Origin of the sequence: Amycolatopsis sp. PS_44_ISF1, from assembly GCF_032335455.1 — a bacterium.
In the GTDB taxonomy this organism is placed as follows: domain Bacteria; phylum Actinomycetota; class Actinomycetes; order Mycobacteriales; family Pseudonocardiaceae; genus Amycolatopsis.
Map to the genome: position 1 here is coordinate 2,055,743 of NZ_JANUXO010000001.1, position 18,028 is coordinate 2,073,770.

The 18,028-nt window shown below is 72.0% G+C and carries 16 protein-coding genes; 10 read left to right on the forward strand and 6 right to left on the reverse strand.

Features of this window, described 5'->3' with window-relative positions; all coding sequences use genetic code 11:
* Nucleotides 1-2: 2 nt before the first annotated feature.
* From NYF13_RS09375 to NYF13_RS09385, 3 genes are read right to left on the reverse strand one after another with little or no spacing between them, the layout of a single operon-like run.
* On the reverse strand, nucleotides 3-833 hold the full coding sequence (locus tag NYF13_RS09375; RefSeq protein WP_315655659.1) for an ABC transporter permease: 831 nt from the start codon (nucleotides 831-833) through the stop codon (nucleotides 3-5).
* The gene (locus NYF13_RS09380; protein ID WP_315655660.1) at nucleotides 830-1,597 is read right to left on the reverse strand and encodes an ABC transporter permease; all 768 of its coding nucleotides are present in this window, start codon (nucleotides 1,595-1,597) and stop codon (nucleotides 830-832) included. The genes NYF13_RS09375 and NYF13_RS09380 overlap by 4 nt, the downstream gene beginning before the upstream one ends.
* 1 nt (nucleotide 1,598) lies before the next feature.
* On the reverse strand, nucleotides 1,599-2,561 hold the full coding sequence (locus tag NYF13_RS09385; protein WP_315657275.1) for an ABC transporter substrate-binding protein: 963 nt from the start codon (nucleotides 2,559-2,561) through the stop codon (nucleotides 1,599-1,601).
* Nucleotides 2,562-3,272: 711 nt separating this feature from the next.
* Here NYF13_RS09385 and NYF13_RS09390 point away from each other — a divergent pair.
* The 6 genes from NYF13_RS09390 to NYF13_RS09415 all read left to right on the forward strand — a co-directional run bounded on the left by NYF13_RS09390 (nucleotide 3,273) and on the right by NYF13_RS09415 (nucleotide 10,415).
* Complete coding sequence (locus NYF13_RS09390) at nucleotides 3,273-6,365, forward strand: nitrate- and nitrite sensing domain-containing protein (protein ID WP_315655661.1); 3,093 nt, start codon at nucleotides 3,273-3,275, stop codon at nucleotides 6,363-6,365.
* Nucleotides 6,362-6,838 (forward strand): roadblock/LC7 domain-containing protein, encoded by a 477-nt coding sequence (locus NYF13_RS09395; protein ID WP_396286839.1) that lies wholly within the window; start codon nucleotides 6,362-6,364, stop codon nucleotides 6,836-6,838. The genes NYF13_RS09390 and NYF13_RS09395 overlap by 4 nt, the downstream gene beginning before the upstream one ends.
* Before the next feature lie 27 nt (nucleotides 6,839-6,865).
* Entirely contained in the window at nucleotides 6,866-7,627 is a 762-nt protein-coding gene (locus NYF13_RS09400; RefSeq protein WP_315655663.1) for a DUF742 domain-containing protein, read from the forward strand.
* Complete coding sequence (locus NYF13_RS09405; RefSeq protein WP_091617305.1) at nucleotides 7,608-8,216, forward strand: ATP/GTP-binding protein; 609 nt, start codon at nucleotides 7,608-7,610, stop codon at nucleotides 8,214-8,216. Before NYF13_RS09400 ends, NYF13_RS09405 begins: the two co-directional genes overlap by 20 nt.
* A gap of 405 nt (nucleotides 8,217-8,621) precedes the next feature.
* Nucleotides 8,622-9,050 carry a roadblock/LC7 domain-containing protein gene (locus tag NYF13_RS09410; protein WP_315655665.1) on the forward strand — a complete coding sequence of 143 codons (429 nt, stop codon included), beginning with the start codon at nucleotides 8,622-8,624 and terminating at the stop codon, nucleotides 9,048-9,050.
* A 3-nt stretch (nucleotides 9,051-9,053) separates the two neighbouring features.
* Nucleotides 9,054-10,415 carry a DUF742 domain-containing protein gene (locus NYF13_RS09415; protein WP_315655667.1) on the forward strand — a complete coding sequence of 454 codons (1,362 nt, stop codon included), beginning with the start codon at nucleotides 9,054-9,056 and terminating at the stop codon, nucleotides 10,413-10,415.
* Between the two features lie 86 nt (nucleotides 10,416-10,501).
* Here NYF13_RS09415 and NYF13_RS09420 read toward each other — a convergent pair whose 3' ends face one another.
* Complete coding sequence (locus tag NYF13_RS09420; protein ID WP_315655668.1) at nucleotides 10,502-12,742, reverse strand: helicase-associated domain-containing protein; 2,241 nt, start codon at nucleotides 12,740-12,742, stop codon at nucleotides 10,502-10,504.
* Nucleotides 12,743-12,870: 128 nt separating this feature from the next.
* On the opposite strand from NYF13_RS09420, the gene NYF13_RS09425 reads away from it, so the two are divergent.
* The 4 genes from NYF13_RS09425 (at nucleotide 12,871) to NYF13_RS09440 (ending at nucleotide 16,142) form a co-directional block, all read left to right on the forward strand.
* On the forward strand, nucleotides 12,871-13,053 hold the full coding sequence (locus NYF13_RS09425) for a hypothetical protein (RefSeq protein ID WP_315655670.1): 183 nt from the start codon (nucleotides 12,871-12,873) through the stop codon (nucleotides 13,051-13,053).
* 141 nt (nucleotides 13,054-13,194) lie between these two features.
* A complete protein-coding gene (locus NYF13_RS09430; RefSeq protein ID WP_315655672.1) occupies nucleotides 13,195-14,586 on the forward strand; it encodes an NAD-dependent malic enzyme in 1,392 nt (463 codons plus the stop codon).
* 162 nt (nucleotides 14,587-14,748) lie between these two features.
* Complete coding sequence (gene moaC / locus NYF13_RS09435; RefSeq protein ID WP_315655673.1) at nucleotides 14,749-15,222, forward strand: cyclic pyranopterin monophosphate synthase MoaC; 474 nt, start codon at nucleotides 14,749-14,751, stop codon at nucleotides 15,220-15,222.
* Nucleotides 15,219-16,142: a molybdenum cofactor biosynthesis protein MoaE gene (locus tag NYF13_RS09440; protein WP_315655674.1), complete on the forward strand. Its 924-nt coding sequence runs from the start codon at nucleotides 15,219-15,221 to the stop codon at nucleotides 16,140-16,142. Before moaC ends, NYF13_RS09440 begins: the two co-directional genes overlap by 4 nt.
* A gap of 224 nt (nucleotides 16,143-16,366) precedes the next feature.
* On the opposite strand, the gene NYF13_RS09445 is transcribed toward NYF13_RS09440, so the two are convergent.
* Entirely contained in the window at nucleotides 16,367-17,011 is a 645-nt protein-coding gene (locus NYF13_RS09445; protein WP_315655675.1) for a transglycosylase family protein, read from the reverse strand.
* 755 nt (nucleotides 17,012-17,766) lie between these two features.
* Nucleotides 17,767-18,018, reverse strand: a complete 252-nt coding sequence (locus tag NYF13_RS09450; RefSeq protein WP_315655676.1) for a MoaD/ThiS family protein — start codon at nucleotides 18,016-18,018, stop codon at nucleotides 17,767-17,769.
* Nucleotides 18,019-18,028 lie beyond the last annotated feature (10 nt).

The following is an 18,028-nucleotide window of genomic DNA, read 5'->3' on the forward strand; positions in this document are numbered from 1 at the left end:
CGCTAGTGGCGGCCGGGCTGCCACGCGAGCACCCGGCGCCCGACGGCGAGCAGGGCCGCGTTGAACCCGTAACCCAGGAGGCCCAGCAGCACGATCCACGCCCACATCTGGTCGAGGTCGTAGGACCGCTGGGCGTACAGCAGCGCGTAGCCGATGCCGTTGAGCGCGCCGACGAGCTCGGAGATGGCCATCAGGATCAACGCGATCGACAGCGAGAGCCGCAGCCCGGCGAAGATCTTCGGCAGCGCCGCGGGCAGCACCACCAGCCCGAGCCAGTACCGCCGCGGGGTGCGGAACGCCCGCGCGGTCTCGGCCTTCACCTTGTCCACCGAGCGCGCGCCGTCGACCGTGTTGAGCACGATCGGCCAGAGCGCGCCGAAGATGATGGTGGCGGTCTGCATGCCCGGCCCGACGTGGAACAGCACCAGGAACACCGGGACCAGCGCGGGCGGCGGGATCGCGCGGAAGAACGCGAACAAGGGCCCCACGTAGTCCATCCCGGTGCGCGAGCGGCCGAGCGCGAGCCCCAGCGCGACGCCGAGCACCACCGAGATCAGCCAGCCGCCGAGCACCCGGGCGAGGCTGGGGAAGATGTGCTCGAACACCGCGTCGCCGAGGAACCCGTGCGAGGCCGGCCCGGAGAACCAGAGCCGGGCCGCCGCCACGGCGATCTGGCTCGGCGGCGGGAAGAACACGTTCTGGCTCAGCCGCGTCGCGATCTCCCAGAGGAGCACGAGCACGACGAACAGCAGCCACTTGCGGGCGAACCCGTTCAGCCCGCGGCTCACGCGGCCGCGCACGGTCACGGCCGAAGGCTTCTCGACGACGGTCATGCGGCGGCCCCTTCGTCGGCGGTGCTCCAGCCGAACAGCCGCCGGCCCAGCCGCTCCAGGCCCTCGTTGACCACGAAGCCCAGGAGGCCGGCGACCACGGTGCCCGCGAGCACCAGGTCCATCCGGTTCTCGCCCGAGGAGGCCTCGAGGATGAACTGCCCGATGCCGAGCTTGGCCCCGGCCAGGAATTCGGTGCTGATCACCAGGATCAGCGAGATCGACGCGGACATCCGGATGCCGGTGAACACGAACGGCGCCGCGTGCGGCAGCGACACCGAGGTGAGCACGCGCGAGGGGGGCGTGCCGTAGGCCCGCGCGGTCTCGGCCAGCAGCGGGTCCATTTCGGACAGTGCGTAGACGGTGTTGAACAGGATCGGCCACACCGCCGCGTACACGGCCAGGGTGATCTTCGACTCGGGCCCGCCGCCGACCAGGATCAGCACCAGCGGGATCAGCGCGACGGACGGGATGGGCCGGAGGAATTCGACGATCGCCTTCGTGGCTTCGCGCAGCCAGCCGATGCTGCCGAGCAGCAGGCCGGCGGGAACCGCGATCGCGGTGGAGATGACCATCGCGATGGCCCAGGCGAGCACCGACGCGATGACGTCGCGGACGAAGTCGGTGTCGCCGAGCAACTCGCCGATCCGGGCGAACACCACGGTCGGCGGGGGCAGGTCGTTCGGGTCGACCAGGCCGGCCCGCACGACGATCTCCCAGATCAGGAGGAAGCCGAGCAGACCGGCCAGATTGCGGACGATCCTCACGTCAGGATGCGCTCGCCGTCGGCACGATCATCGAGGACACGTCGATCTTGCTGGTGATGCTGCCGAACTGCTGCAGCAGGTCCGGGACCCGCTGCAGGCGCCGGGCGTCCAACGCCGACTGGAAGGTCAGCAGCGCGGTCAGCGAGGCGGTGGCCTGGTCGACCTTGGAGAACTGCACCATCAGCGGCTCGATCTTCGAGCGGTCCGCCGCTTCCTTGGTGGCGCGCAGCATCGCGCGCTGGAAGGCCGCCACGGTCTTCGGGTTCGCCGAGGTGAACTTGCCCAGCGAGCCGTAGCCCGCGGTCGGGAAGTCCTGCGTGGCCCCGGAAGCGGTGTCCACGATGGGCACGGTGCCGTTGGCCTTGGCCGAGCCGGTGATGAACGGCTCGGTCAGGAAGCCCGCGTCCACGTCGCCGCGCTTGACCGCGCCGCCGATCTGCGGGAACGGGAAGGGGACCCACTGGACCTTCGTGTAGTCCACGCCGTTGTCGCGCATGACCGACTTGGTCAGGGTGTCGCAGATCGTGTTCTGCGCGGTGATGGCGATCTTCTTGCCCGCCAGGTCGTGCACGCTCTTCACGCTGCCGTTGGGCATCGCGACGATTTCGGTGCTCTTCGGGCCGGCCGAGGAGGCGTCGGCGACGAACTTGATGTCGGCGTTGGTCTTGTTCTTCACCACGAAGAACGGCGTGTAGCTGGAGTAGGCGATGTCGACCTCGCCGGCCTGCAGCTTCTGCAGGGAGGCGTCACCGCTGGCGGCGTCGACGGTCTCGACCTCCAGGCCCTCGGCCTTGAAGTAGCCGTTCTGCACCGCGAGGTGGAACGGGGCCACGTCGATCGTCGGCATGATCGACACCTTGATCTTCGGCTTCTCCAGGCCCGAGGCGTTGTTCGCGCTGCCCGAGTCGTCCGAACCGCCCAGCAGACCGCAGCCGCTCGCGGTCAGCGCGACGCCACCGGCCATGGCGAGCGAGAGGAAGCCCCGGCGCCCGAGTCTGGGCTGGCCGCTCCCGGCTGAATCAAACAAGGCCGCTCCTTGGAGAATGAGGTCACCACATGGCTGACCGATGGGTTGGGGTGTGGCTCATTGTCCGGAGTCACGCGGCTACTGTAGAGAAGCGATCTGGCGATCACAATGGGTGGCCAAAAACGTTGTCTTCGTGGTCTGCATCACTCGTACAGGTGAGCGAAGACCTCGTTGTGTGGCCGATACGACCCGTGGCGCCGGTGCCCGAATGGTCTTGATCGGCTGTACGGGTGCTCCTGCGAGGCGATCAAGAGGGTTACAAATCGGCTGGCCGTTCGCTACCCTCTGCTCCTGCAGTGTGCGGTATGGACCACCGATTCAGTGAGGGACTGCCTCGTCAAGGGGCACTCTGCGCGGGCCGTTGCTTGTCGGCGACCTGGTGGCTTAGGCCGAACGGACCAGTGATCGACCAGTGCGGGGACCGAACGTCATGCTAGTGCTGAACCGATTCCGCGCCGGGAGTGGCGGGGAACCGCACCGGGAAGTCGATCTTCTCGCTCGACCGGGTGTAATGGCGCGGTCCTGCCCGGTCCTCCGACTCCTCGGAGAGCCGGGCCGCTTGCCGGGAGTGTGCGGATAGTGGTCCCGGGCTCGGCAGGCTTCAATTCACAAGGCCCTTCGGGGCCGGACGACGATGGTGGTGCGGCGGTGCCGGACGAAGACACCGCGGGGTCGGGCGGGGCTTCCGCGACCGAAGGCGGGACGGCTCCCGCGCGGAAGGGCTCGATCTTCGCGCTGGGCAACTGGCGGCTCAGGTCGAAGCTCGCCCTGATCCTGATCATCCCGACGCTGACCGCGCTGGTGCTCGGCTCACTGCGCGTGGTGGACGACGCCCGGCAGGCGGTGCAGTTCGGCCACACCGCCGACCAGGTCGCGTTCGCGGTCAAGGTCACCACCGTGGTGCACGACCTGCAGGGCGAGCGCGCGCTGGCCGTGGCCCGGGTCTCGTCGAACGACCCGCTGCGCCAGACCGGCCTCGACGCGCAGATGGCCAAGGTCGACCGGGACGTGGACGACCTGCGCAACGCCGTCGTGACGTTGAACACCGACGACCAGGCCACCAGCGACCGGTACGCCCGCGGACTCCAGCGCCTCGACGCGCTGCAGCCGCTGCGCGCGGCCATCAGCTCCTCCTCCTACTCCGACATCGCGGTGCTCGACACCTACTCGTCCGTCCTCGACGCGCTGATCCAGCTGGGCCGTGAGGTGACCACCGCGGTCACCGACCGGGAGCTGCTGCGGCTGGGCAACAGCGCGCAGTCGATCAGCGAGGCCAAGGAGTTCATCGTCCGGGGTGACGCCGCCGTGCAGATCGCGGCCGTCCGGTCCGGTTTCCCCGGCGACCTGCTCGACGAGGCCCGGGCCTCGGAGGCCAGCGGTGACGCCGCGATCGCGGCGTTCCTCGCGAACGCCACCGACGACCAGGTCCAGCTCTACAACGACACCGTCTCGGGCCCGGAGGTCGACGACCGGCGCCGGCTGCAGGCCTCCGCCTTCGCCTTCGCCCAGCAGGGCGAGGGGCTGAACCTCAACGCCGTCGAACTCGCCCAGGCCAGCACCGTCGCGGCGGACAAGCTGCACGCGGTGGAGAGCAGCCTGCTGTCCCAGCTGCGCTCCCAGGCCGACGGCCTGGCCTCCGACGCCGTGCGCTCGGCCTGGATCGGCGGCGCGATCGTGCTCGCCGCGCTGCTCGCCGCCCTGGTCCTGATGCTCGTGGTCGCCCGCCTGATGCTGCGTCCGCTGCGGGTGCTGCGGACCACGGCGCTGGACGTGGCCTACACCCGGCTGCCGGAGACCGTGCAGTCGATCCTGGACGACCCGGACCCGATCAGTGCCTCGAAACGGGCGGTCGACCCGGTGCCGGTCGCCTCCCGCGACGAGATCGGCGAGGTGGCGCGCTCGTTCGACGTGGTCCACGAGCAGGCCGTCAAGATGGCCGCCGAGCAGGCCCTGCTGCGCGAGAACGTCAACGGCATCTTCGTGAACCTCTCCCGCCGCTCGCAGCGGCTGGTGGAGCGCCAGCTGGGCGTGATCGACCGGCTGGAGGCCGACGAGCAGGACCCGGACCACCTGGCCAGCCTGTTCGAGCTCGACCACCTGGCCACCCGGCTGCGCCGCAACGGCGAGTCGCTGCTGGTGCTCTCGGGCGCCGGCCTGGCCAAGTCCGTGCCCAAGCCGGTGCCGGCCGGTGACGTGATCGGCGCCGCGGTCTCGGAGATCGAGCAGTACGCCCGCATCGAGGTCGGCATCGTGCCCGAGGTCGCCGTGCAGGGCCTGGCCATCCACGACCTCGTGCACGTGCTCGCGGAGCTGCTCGACAACGCGACCTACTTCTCCGAGCCGGAGACCAAGGTCACCGTCCGCGCGGTGATCACCCGCAAGAAGGCGCTCGCCATCCAGGTCACCGACCACGGCGTCGGCATGGGCGAGGACCGGCTCGCGGAGATCAACCAGCGGCTGGCCGACCCGCCGGACCTGGACGTGTCGGTGACCCGGCGGATGGGCCTGTACGTGGTCGCCCGCCTGGCCCAGCGCCACGGCATCGAGGTCCGGCTGCGCGAGAACGAGGACATCGAGGGCGGGGTGATCGCCCGGGTCGTGGTGCCGGCCGAACTGCTCACGCAGATCCGGGTGGCCACGCCGCCGCCGCGGCACACCCCGCCGCCGGTCAACCGCAACGAGGTTTCGCACCCGAGCTTCCCGCCGGTGAACCGGCCGGTCGAGCGCGGGCCCGAAACCACGCCGCCACCTCCTTCGATGCCCCCGCCGGCCCCACAGCCCGCGGCTCCGTCGAACGGCGGCCTGGTCCCGCTCGACCAGCCGATCAGCCTCGACGACCTGGTCTCGGGCAACCGCGCCGCCGGCCCGTTCCTCAGCCCGGAGATGCCGGTGCCGGACACCCCGGCCTGGCCGACCGCGGAGGATCTGGCGCCGCTCACCCAGCAGCCCAACGGAGACGGTGCGAGTCTGGCGGAGGCGGAGTTCCAGCCGCTGGTGCTGCCGAAGCGCGAGCCGAAGTACCTCGCGCCGGAGGAGCCCCAGCGGGCGGAGCCCGCGGCCGAGGACAGCGCGTCGGCCCTGGAGGACGACGTGCCGACCCGGCGGCTGCCGATCTACCAGTCGGTGCTGTCGCGGTGGTTCAGCGAGGGCAGCGACGGAGCCGGCGACGGCGAGCCCGGTCCGGCCGAGGACCTGACCGCCACCGCGGAGCGGTCCGGGGCGCCCGAAGCTCCGGAGCACCCCGGTCGCGTCCCGTCCGCCGCCGAGCTGTCGGCGGAGCGCGGCAACGGCACGCACGAGGCCCGTCAGGAGGAACCGATCGAAGCGACACCGCTCTACCCTGGTTCCGACGACGGCTCGGACGAGAGCTGGAGCAGTGCCTCCGACGAAGGCTGGCAGGCCGCGCAGTCGTTGCTCGAGACCAAGAACGAGGAGGTGACGACGGCCGGGCTGCCCAAGCGCGTGCCCAACGCGTACCTGGTCCCGGGCTCGATCGGCAGTCCCTCGGAATCCTCCGAGCCGCACAATTCCTTCACCGACGCCACTTCCGGACTGCCCGGAAAGGGCGCGATGACCCGCTCGGCCTCCGCGGCTCGCAGCAGGATGGCAAGCTTCCAGCGTGGGTACACCTCCGGGAGGCACGCGTTGCAGGACCGGCCGGGCGACGACCGGCCGATCGACGACGGCGTTCCGGTGAGTGGATCCGGGTACTTGAGCGACAGCAGTGAGGAGCGACAGTGACACGGGCGGGTGCAGTGCAGCCGGGAGGCGGCTCGGCGCAGCCGAACGGCAGGGCGGCCGGCGGCGCGGCGGGTAGCTTCGCGTGGCTGATCACGGACTTCGTGCACCGGGTGCCGGGCGCGGCCCACGCGGTCGTCGTCTCGGCGGACGGGCTCCTGCTGGCCGCTTCGCGCGGCCTGCCGAAGGACCGGGCCGACCAGCTGGCGGCGGTCGCGTCCGGGCTGACCAGCCTGGCGCGCGGGGCGGCGAAGGTGTTCGAAGGCGGCCCGGTCGCGCAGACCGTGGTCGAGATGGCTAACGGCTTCCTCTTCCTGATGTCGGTCTCGGACGGCTCGTGCCTCGCGGTGCTGGGCTCGCCGGAGAGCGACATCGGCTTGGTGGTGTACGAGATGACCCTGCTCGTCGAACGGGTCGGCCAGCAGCTGACCCCGGAGATGCGCGCGCAACTGCAGGGCTCGGCGGTCCGCCGCTAGGCGGGCCGGGAACTTCAGGAGCAGACCGTGGACGACGGGCGCTTGAGGGGCGATGGCCGGCTCGGTGACGACTTCACCGGCGGGTGGGCCGAGCGGGAGGACGGGCGGGAGGACTGGAAGTCCTTCCGCGACCGGGTCGACCGCGAATGGCGCGCCCGCCGCGTCCAGGGGGCGGACACCGACCCGGTGCGGGAGCCGCCGAACTGGCTGACCGACAGCAACGCCGGGCAGGGACCGGACGTCGGCGGCGGGCCCGGCTACCGCGACCGCCTGCTGGGCGGTCCCGGGGCCGAGCTGTTCGGCGGCGCCAGCGGTCCGCTGTACGACTCGGCCGAGTTCGCGGCGTTCAGCGCGGAGCACGACGGCTCGCCCGGGCCCTCGTCGAACGAGCTGGCGGCCGCGCTGCCGATGCAGTCCTCGGTCGAGCCTCCGGTGACCGAGGTGGAGACCTCCGGGCTGGTCCGGCCCTACTTCCGGACCCGCGGCCGGACCAAACCGACGTACGACCTCGCGATCGAGGCCCTGATCTCGACCAGCGAGCAGGGGCGCGTGCTCGACCGGGTGCGCGTGCCCGAGCACCGGTCGATCTGCGATCTGTGCCTCGACACCCGTTCCGTGGCCGAGGTGGCGGCGCTGCTGCGGCTGCCCCTGGGCGTGGTGCGGGTGCTGATTGGTGACGTGGCGGGGCTCGGCCTGGTGCTGGTGCACTCGACCAGCGACACCGCCGTGGGCGACCGCCCGAGTATCGAGTTCATGGAAAGGGTGCTCAGTGGGCTTCGGAGAATTTGACTCCGACGCGAACGCGCCGCAGGTGACCGGCCCGACCTCGTCGGCCAAGATCGTGGTCGCCGGTGGGTTCGGTTCGGGCAAGACGACGATGGTCGGGGCGATCTCGGAGATCGACCCGCTGACCACCGAGGCCATGATGACCGAGGCGAGCGTCGGCCACGACGACACCACCGCCACGCCGAACAAGACCACCACCACGGTGGCCATGGACTTCGGCCGGATCTCGCTCGACTCGGACCTCGTGCTGTACGTGTTCGGCACGCCGGGCCAGCACCGGTTCTGGTTCATGTGGGACGACCTCGCGGTCGGCGCGATCGGCGCGGTGGTGCTGGTGGACACGCGGCGGCTGGCCGACGCGTTCCCCTCGATCGACTTCTTCGAGAACCGGAAGCTGCCCTACGTGGTCGCGATCAACTGCTTCGACCGGTTGCTGCACCACCAGATCGAGGACGTGCGGCACGCGCTGACCATCTCGCCGTCGGTGCCGATCATGGCCTGCGACGCGCGTGAGCGGGATTCGGCCAAGCAGGTGTTGATCTCGGTCGTGCAGCACGCCATCGCCCACGATTCGGCACTGAGGGCGGGCTAGCCCCGGAGAACCCGCCGGAGGGGTGCGGCCGTTGGAGTGAACTCGACGGTCTTCACCCGCTTCGGGGAGTGGTGTATCCGGCCGGAACCGGGTCGACTGGACCTGGTTCGCCCGAGCCGGGCCCGATCCAGCCGGACCGGCCGATCGGAACGGCGGTGACCTGCGCGGACATCCGTCCGCCGTGGGTAGCCGCGGCCACCACGGAGTGACCCACGATGGCGTGGTCCCGGCGGGGTTCACGCGGTGCGCACTCGGCTGAGTACGTACGGTGCCCACCACCTCGGCCGACGGGGCTCGACACCGTCGGCCAGGTGAATACGCTGGGAACGGCATCTTCACGGGTGGGCCGTGATCATGGCGGACGGTGAGATTCGGGTTCGGCAGCAGCGGCAGCGAGGAGGGGCAGTGACCGGGTCCGGCCAGGAAGAGGGCCAGCGCACGTTCGGCTGGTTGATCACGGACTTCGTGCGCCGGGTGCCCGGCGCCGCGCACGGGGTGCTGGTGTCGGCCGACGGTCTGCTGCTCGCGCCCTCGGAGGGGCTGCCGCAGGACCGGGCCGACCAGCTCTCGGCGGTCGCCTCCGGGCTGATCAGCCTGACCCAGGGCGCGGCCCGCTGCTTCGAGGCCGGCGGGGTGAACCAGACCGTGGTCGAGATGGAACGCGGGTACCTGTTCCTCATGTCGGTCTCCGACGGCTCCTCGATGGCGGTGCTGGCCGCCCCGACCTGCGACATCGGCACGGTGGCCTACGAGATGACGCTGCTGGTGGAGCGGGTCGGCCAGCAGCTCACCCCCGAACTGCGCGCCCAGCTCCAGGGCGGGGTGCGGGGTTAGCGGATGAAGATCTCGGGATTCGGTGAGAGCGACACGGGGGCTTGGGACGCGCTGCACCGCGGCACCGAGCGGGAGTCGTTCGACTCGCCCAGTCACTACGAGCTGAGCACCTTGAAGACGATGCTGCCGCACCGTCGTCCGAGCCCCCCGCCGCCGCCGATCCCGGCGCTCCCCGTGGCCTCGCCGCCCTCGGCGCCCGAAGAGTGGACCGGCGCCTCGGACCACTACTACGAGGACGACGGCCGCACCTGGCCGGAGGACCCCCGGCCCGAGGTCCGGGACCGCGGATACCACCCCGCCCCGGCTGGCCACCTCGGGCAGTTCGGCCACAAAGGACAGACCGGCCAAACCGGTCAGTTCGACCACGTCGGGCCGACCGGTCACGCGGCGCCGACCGGTCACGCCGCCGCGAGCCGCCCGTCCGGCTACCCGGCGCCCCCAGCCGACGAGCACCGCCGTCCCAGCCGCTCGGGCCACCGCTCGACCGCCTACGACGACGAAGCCCCACGCCCGTCCTACGAGGACCACCAGCCCGGCCGTCGCCGCCGTTCGGCTCCGCCGCCGGAGACCGGGTACGCGCGTTCGCCGTACGACTCGGGCTACCGGCCACCGCCCCTCGCCCCGGAGCGGCCCGGCTACCCGCCCGCGGTCTACGACCCGGGGTACCACCAGCCCCCGGCCGAGACGGATTACCACTCCGCCCCGGCCGACTCCGCGTACCGTCCTGCGCCCGAGTCCGCGCGGTACGCCCAGCACCGCCTGGCCGATCCCGCGGAGGCCGACTGGGCCGAAGCGGCCGGCGACTGGTCCGAGACCGAAGCCGCCGACCAGGACCGGCCGCCCGAGCCGACCGGTCGCCGGGCCCACGCGGCCGAGGACCGGCCGGCCACCGCCGGTCGCGCCCGGCCCGCCCACGCCGCCGAGCCCGAATGGGAGCCCGAACCGGACCCGGCCCAGCCGGAATTCCCCACCGCAGAACCGGAGTGGGCCCGGGAGCCGACCTTCGAGGCCGCCTCGGCGAAACCGGCCCGCTCCCGGGTCCGCCCCTACGCCCGTACCGGCGGCCGCACCCGGTCCGACCACAACCTCGCCCTCGAAGCGCTCGTCTCCACCAGCGACGACGGCCGCCGGTACCGCGGGGTCCGGTCGATGGAGCACCGCCGGATCTGCGACCTCTGCCTGGACACCCGCTCGGTCGCCGAGATCGCCGCGCACCTGCGCCTCCCGCTGGGCGTGGTGAAGGTGCTGGTCGGCGACATGTCCGACCTCGGCCTGGTGCTGATCCACCAGACCGAGCTGATCCTCGGCGACCGCTCCTCGCGCGAGTTCATGGAGCGCGTGCTGCAGGGCTTGCGCGCGCTGTAGCGCCTCGACCGCTCGCGCCCGTCCCGGCCATCCGGACGGGCGCGGTTCCCCCCCCCCCCCCCCCCGGGGCACCCCCGGCCGAGTGGTCAGTCCTCGACCAGAGCCACGGAAGTGATGCGGTGCAACGGATACCGCTCGTGGTCCGTGCCCTCCAGCACCCCGCCGCCGACGCGGACCGGGCGCACCACGCGCTGGCTGGCCGTGCCCCGTGAGTCCACGAAGCCGATCCACACCTCGCGGCGTTCCAAAGTGGCGCGGGACAACAGTTCCAGCGTCGCCGAGGTGTCCGCGCCCCCGCCGGTCGGTGCGCTCACGGTGGAGCCGCGTCGCCGGGCCGAAGCCGCGTCGCCCGCGCGCAGGTTCGAAATGATCCGCGACGCCTGCTCCGGCGACAGCACCGCTTGCTCACCCGGGCGGGCCCGGGTGGTGCGGGCCCGCCCGGGCAGCCGGCGCCCGCTCGGCCGGATGTCGACCACGCGCCCGTCCGGGCCTTCCGCCGCCGGGGCGAAACCCGCTGCCCGCAAGCCTTCCAGCACCTCGCCCAGCGGGGCGGAGCTGATCAGCACGGTCGAGGCGATCATCCGCAGGTCGTACTCGGCCGCGACCGGGTGGGCGAGCACCTCGGCGAGCAGCGCCTCGTCGTCGCAGCGCAGGAACGAGGCCGCCGCGCCGCCGCGGAGCCGCCCGTGGCGGCGGGCGACGTCGTCGATCAGGTAGGTCAGGCCCTGCGGAACGGGGGTCGCGGACTTCGCGCGGAACATCGCGTGCAGCTCGTCCGCCGTGCGGCCGATGTCGAGCGCGCGGCGCACCGAGGCCTCGGTGACGCGGTAGACCGTGGCGTGCCCGGCCGATTCGACGTCGGCCACCGCCGCCATGTCCGCGGCCAGCTCGGGCTCCAGCGGGCCGGGCGCGACCACGGTCAGGTCCGCCTGGACCAGCACGTGGGCCACCGGCGCCGGCAGTGCGTCGTGCATCGCCTCGACCGCGCCCGAGCGGTCGTCCTCCAGCAGCAGCCGGGTCGCCGTGGTCAGCCCGCCCAGTCCGACCAGGCCGAGCGCGGTCGCCTCCGCCATCGTCCAGCGCACGGTCTCGTCCCGCAGCCGACCGCCCCGCCGAGGCGCGCGCCACGCGAGCACGGCCACCAGCTCGTCCACGCTCTTCACCCCGGAGCCGGGCGGTAGCTGCGCGAGCGCCGTCAGCACCCGCCGCCGGCCCACCGGGGCCAGCGGGCGCCGTAGCTCCTCGGACAGCGGCGCGATCGGCTTGTCCTTCGCGTCCCGGCCGCCGGCCAGACCGGGCAGGCGCGGCAGTTCGAGCCAGGACTGGGCCAGGGTCATCCAGCGCTGCACGGTCGGGGACGCGAGCCAGGAGTCGGTGAGGGTGGTCGGCACCCATTCCGGGGCCGTCGTCTCGCTGTCGGCGACCAGCCCGGCACCGACCGCCAGCTCGGCCACCAGCATCGCGCGCGGCTCGTCGACCTCGAGGTCCTTGGCCAGCTTCCGCAGCTCCCGCACGCCGAGACCACCGGCCTTCAGCACCGGGGCGGGCGCGGCCGACCAGGAGCGCAGCAGCGCCTCGGTCTGGCGCAGGAACTCCATCGCCTCGCCGGCCGCGGTCTCGTCCACAGTGTCCGTCCGGTGTGGATGGACGGGCAGGCCGGGCTCGGCCAGCGTCGCCGGGTCGAACGCGAGGCCGCCCCTCAGCACGAGCCCCAGCTCGCGCGGCAGCTCCACGGTCTGGTTGTCACGGCGCAGCAACAGGCCGCGGGCCAGCAGCTTCTGCACCGGGGTGGCGGCTTCGTCGAGCGCCACGTCGAAGCTCGCGTCACGGGTGCGCCCGATCGGCGGGCCCGCGGCCAGCTTGGCCAGCACCGCCCGCTCGTCTTCGCCCACCTCGGCCAGCCGCGCGGCGACGTCCGTGGCGGCCAGGGCGCGGGACGGCGCGCCCAGACCGGCCGGGAACGGCCCCAGCGCGTCACGCGCGGCCGGGGGTACCCGCAGCCCGTCGTCCGCGCCCCAGACCAGGGCCCGGGCGCGCAGCCGCGCCAGCTCGTCGGTGAGGTCCACGCCGATCAGGGCGCCGACCTCGGACGACGGCGCGGGCGCGGTGTCGGCCCCGGCCACCAGCAGCGCGTCGAGCACCGCGAGGGTGCGCGTGTCGAGGTCTTCGCAGGCGCGCGCCACGGAGCCCGGCGTGCCGGCGCGGGTGGCCAGCACGGTGCTGTCGGACGGCGGCGGGGTCGACAGGTCGCGACGCGTGCGTAGGAGCTCGGCCAGTGCGTCGTCGGATTCCGCACGCAGCCAGTCCGCCAGTGAGGTCGCGGGCATAGAGGACCAGGATACCGGGCGCGGTCGCGGGCGCCGCCGGGTCGGGCGGCCCCGGGCGGGTGCGCGGCCACCCGGGGGGTTCGGGCACACTGGGGGCGAACGGGTTGGACCGGCCAGTGGAGGGTGTTGTGGCGAAGGCCGAGAACGGCAAGAAGAAGGGCATCGACCCCACCTGGCCGGCGGAGGACGGTGAGCACCCCGTCTCGGAGCTCGCCGCCGACCGCCAGGGTGCGCTGTCGCCGTTCGGCGACCTGACCTTCCCGCTCGACACCGTGCCGTACGTGCACCCGGAGACCGAGATCAACCGCTGAGCCCGCGCGGGCCGGGAGCCGGACCCGCGCGGAAAGCCTGAAGTTACTGGTCGGTCACCCGGTGGGGATCGGGTGTCGGCGGTCACGGGACTAGGGTTCCGGGCGTCCCAGTAACAGGTTGTCCAGCGGGGAGTTAGTGCCATGCCGGTTCCCGGTCCCGGGTATTCCATCACCGTCCGGGTCGAGGCCCCGGCTTCGTCCACGGCCGCCGGTGACCTCACCACCGCGGTCGGCCGCGTGGGCGGGGTGCTCACGGCGTTCGACGTGGTCGAGTCGCACCCCGAGTCCATCGTGGTCGACATCAGCGCGAACGCGTTGTCCGAGAGCCACGCGCAGGACATCACCCGGACGCTGGACGCGCTGCCGGGCGTCAAGGTCCGCAAGATCTCCGACCGGACCTTCCTGATCCACCTCGGCGGCAAGATCGAGGTCAGCCCCAAGGTCGCGCTCCGCAACCGTGACGACCTCTCCCGCGCCTACACCCCGGGGGTCGCCCGGGTCTGCCAGGCGATCGCGGCGAACCCCGAGGACGCGCGCCGGCTGACCATCAAGCGCAACACCGTCGCCGTGGTCACCGACGGCTCCGCCGTGCTGGGCCTGGGCAACATCGGCCCGGCCGCCGCGCTGCCGGTGATGGAGGGCAAGGCGGCGCTGTTCAAGAAGTTCGCCGGCGTCGACGCCTGGCCGGTGTGCCTGGACACCCAGGACACCGAGGAGATCATCAAGATCGTCAAGGCGATCGCCCCGGTGTACGCGGGCATCAACCTCGAGGACATCGCCGCGCCGCGCTGCTTCGAGATCGAGGCGCGGCTGCGCGAGCAGCTCGACATCCCGGTGTTCCACGACGACCAGCACGGCACCGCGATCGTGGTCGTCGCCGCGCTGCGCAACGCGCTGCGGGTGGTCGGCAAGAGCATCGAGGACTGCAGGATCGTGGTCAGCGGGGTGGGCGCGGCCGGCTCGGCGATCATCCGGCTGCTGCTGCGCAAGAACCCGGGCGACATCGTGGCCGCCGACATCGACGGCATCGTCCACCCGGACCGCGGCAACCTCGACGACAACCTGACCTGGATCGCCGGCCACACCAACCGGGAGAAGCAGGCGGGCACCCTGCACGAGGCGCTCGTGGGCGCGGACGTGTTCATCGGCGTCTCGGCCCCGAACCTGTTCGGCGCCGCGCAGGTCGCGACCATGGCCGAGAACGCGGTGGTCTTCGCGCTGGCCAACCCGGACCCGGAGATCGACCCGCTGGAGGCGCAGCAGCACGCGGCCGTGGTCGCCACCGGCCGCAGCGACTTCCCGAACCAGATCAACAACGTGCTGGCCTTCCCGGGCGTCTTCCGCGGACTGCTCGACGCCGCCGCCCGCAACATCGACGACACCATGCTCCTGGCCGCCGCCGACGCGATCGCCGACGTGGTCGACAACGGCAAGCTGAACGCCTCGTTCATCGTCCCGAGCGTGTTCGACACCGCGGTCGCCCCGGCCGTCGCCGACGCGGTCCGCACCGCGGTCAAGGCCGAGGCCCGCTGACTTTCCGCTTGGTGGAAGAGGAACTCGGCTCGTGAAAAAAGGGGACTCGGCTTCGGCGGGTCCCCTTTTTTCACGGAACCGGCGTCGTCGCGCCCACCAGCGCGGCGGGCGCTCGGGCGGTGACCCTGCCGCCCGCTCGGCCCGCGCAGTAGCCTCCTCGAGGTGAGTGAACTCAGCCACGTCGACTCCGCCGGCACCGCGCGGATGGTCGACGTCTCCGCGAAGACCGCCACCGCCCGGACCGCGCTCGCCGGGGGCACCGTGCGGACCACCGCGGAGGTGCTCGGCCTGCTTTCGGCCAACGGCCTGCCCAAGGGCGACGCGCTGGCGACCGCGCGGATCGCCGGGATCATGGGGGCCAAGCGGGTGCCCGAGCTGATCCCGCTGTGCCACCAGATCGCGCTGTCCGGGGTGCAGGTGGAGTTCGAGCTGGACGAATCCGCCGTGCACATCACCGCGACCGCCAGGACCACCGACGTCACCGGCGTCGAGATGGAGGCGCTGACCGCCGTGGCGGTCGCCGGGCTGACCCTGCACGACATGATCAAGGCGGTGGACCCGGCGGCGACGCTCGATGACGTCCGGCTGATCCGCAAGGACGGCGGCAAGACCGGCACCTGGGAGCGGCAGTCATGACCGAGGCCCGCGTGATCGTGGCGTCCCACCGCGCCGCGAACGGCGTCTACGAGGACCGGACCGGTCCGGTGATCGTCGCGTGGCTGGCCGAACGCGGGTACGAGGTGCCCGCGCCGGTGGTCGTCGAGGACGGCGATCCGGTCGGAAAAGCCTTGCGTGCCGCCGTTTCCGACGGGGTCGCGGTGGTGCTGACCACCGGCGGCACGGGCATCTCGCCCACCGACCGGACCCCGGAGGCCACCCGCGCGGTGCTCGACCACGAGCTGCCGGGCGTCGCGGACGCGATCCGCGCCGCGGGACTGCCGAAGGTTCCGACGGCCGTGCTGTCCCGGGCGGTCGCGGGCGTCGCGGGGCGGACGCTGGTGGTGAACCTGCCCGGTTCGAGCGGCGGGGTCAAGGACGGCCTCGGCGTGCTGGAGCCGATCCTGGCCCACGCGGTCGACCAGCTGGCCGGCGGCGACCACCCGCGCCCGGCCGAGGGCCCGCCGGCGGGCCGGGTCCGGGTCCGGCGGGCGGAGGTCAGCGACCGGCCGCTGTCGGTGGAGGAGCACGCGCGGCTGGTGGAGGACGACGCGGCCGGAGCCGTGGTCACGTTCTCCGGCGTGGTGCGCGACCACGACGGGGGCAAGGGCGTGCGCGACCTGACCTACGAGGGCCACCCGAGCGCGGGCGAGGTGCTGGCCGAGGTCGTGGCCGGGCTGTCCGGCCGCTGGACGGGGGTGCGCGCCGTGGCGGTGAGCCACCGGGTGGGCGCGCTGACCGTCGGGGACGTCGCGCTGGCCTGCGCCGTCGCCGCCGAACACCGTGGTCAGGCCTTCGCGGCCTGTGCCGAACTGGTCGACGAGGTGAAGGCCCGCCTGCCGATCTGGAAGCACCAGCACTTCACCGACGGCAGCGACGAATGGGTCAACTCCCCCTGAGCGCGGCGGTCCGGCCCGCTGAGCGCGTCGCTGAGCGGGCCGGACTGGTCCAGACCGCCCGGAACCAGTGCGGACCGGTCTCGATGCGCCTGAGCGGGTCTCAGCCCGTGCGCCGGACCCGGAGACGACGAAGGGCCCCACCGCCGGGGGAAAGTCGCGGTGGGGCCCTTCGGTGTCACAGTCGAAGCTGTGCCAGGTGCCGCAGTGCCCTCAGCGGGCCTGGATCACTTGGTGGCGAGCTTCTGACCCACGACGATGAAGTCGGGGTTCGACACGAACTGCTTGTTCAGGTCCTGCAGCTTCTGGAAGCCACCCGGGACGTTGAACTGCTTGGCGATCTTGGACAGCGTGTCGCCCGCCGCGACGGTGTAGTCACCGTTCGGGTTCGAGTTCGCCACGTTGGCGGCCGGGGCCGGGGCCGAGGCCGGAGCCTGGGTGACCTTCTTCGGCGCGCTCTGCTTCGGGGTCGCCTTCTTGCTGGTCTTCGGGGTGGAGCGGTGCGAGGACGACGCGGTCGAGCCGCTGCCGCCGTGCTTGCCGCACACCGGCCAGGCGCCGATGCCCTGGCCCTGCAGGACCCGCTCGGCCACGGCGATCTGCTGCTCGCGCGACGCGTTCTGAGCGCTGCCGGTGCCGCCGTAGGCCTTCCAGGTGCTCGGGGTGAACTGGAGACCGCCGTTGAAGCCGTTGCCGGTGCTGGTGCTCCAGTTGCCGCCGCTCTCGCACTGCGCGATGGCGTCCCAGTTGGTCGCCGACGCGGGGGTCGCGGCGATAGCCAGGGGCGCGCCGACCGCGATGCCGGCGACAGCGACGCGGGCGATGGTGCGGGTGGCGGCGGACATCTTGCGGTGCTTGCCTCGGTAAGACATGTGAATGCTTCTCGGCTTCCTGCGCCTACGAGCCCTGGTGGGCTGAGGGCCGGGTTGGGAGCCCGTCCGCCCGTTGCCGGGCGGCCGACGCGGATGACGCTCGGTGCGTCGTCTTCGTCCCCTCGTCCCTGTCCTGGAATGCTTTCGCTCGGGGTATGGGTCCGGGATCCGGTGGACAGGGCTAGGCGCTGCGGATTCCCGGTCTTGCTTCGGTCGGTTCGGGGCCAACCGAAAAGCGACGGTACGTAACGACGGGCGTGATCGGAAATCATTCGCCACGTGACCTACGTCACAGTAACAGCTCGGAACCGACTGCGATCCCCTTGTTCATGCAGGTCAGAGCCCCGTTATCTGTCCGTTTTCTGGTCGAGATATTTCGCAGATCGTGAGGCTTGGGTCACGTCCATAAGGCGTGAACGGGCCTTTCGCACCGCCTTTGAGCGCGGCACCCTAAACCACCATCGGCAAAGTCCGCCACTGCACTTGGAGTGGTTCTGCGTAGTCGCTTGAATACGCCGTGAGCGAACCACTTCGGTGGGTGGTGTTTATCGAGAATAGCCACTCAAAGCAGCGAACCGACCGCTGAGCGTGGTATGGACGAAACTCCCGAACGGGAGGTTTCGACGGCCCCTGAGCCGCTGAGCAGCGCAGACGGGGTTCGAGCGTGATCACGCAGGTCCACCGGTGGATCGGGGTGCACGGGTGGTCAGCCGCACGGCGGGCGGGGGAAGACCGTCGGCGACGGCAGACGGAATTCAGCCGCCGGCGAACGGCGGGAGCACGTCGAGTTGCGAGCCGTCACCCAGCGCGCGAGTCTGGTCACGGACGGCGACCTCATTCAGCAGGAAGCTCGCCGAGTCGAGGATGCGGGGGAGCCGGTGCGGGTGCAGTTCGCGCAGCACGCGGGCCGCGTCCGCGACGGTGGCTCCCTCGGGGAGCTTCACCTTCTCCTCTTCCACGCCGGCCGCGGCGCGCGCGGAGGCGAAGTAGCGGACCAGGAGGGTCATCGGTTCCAGG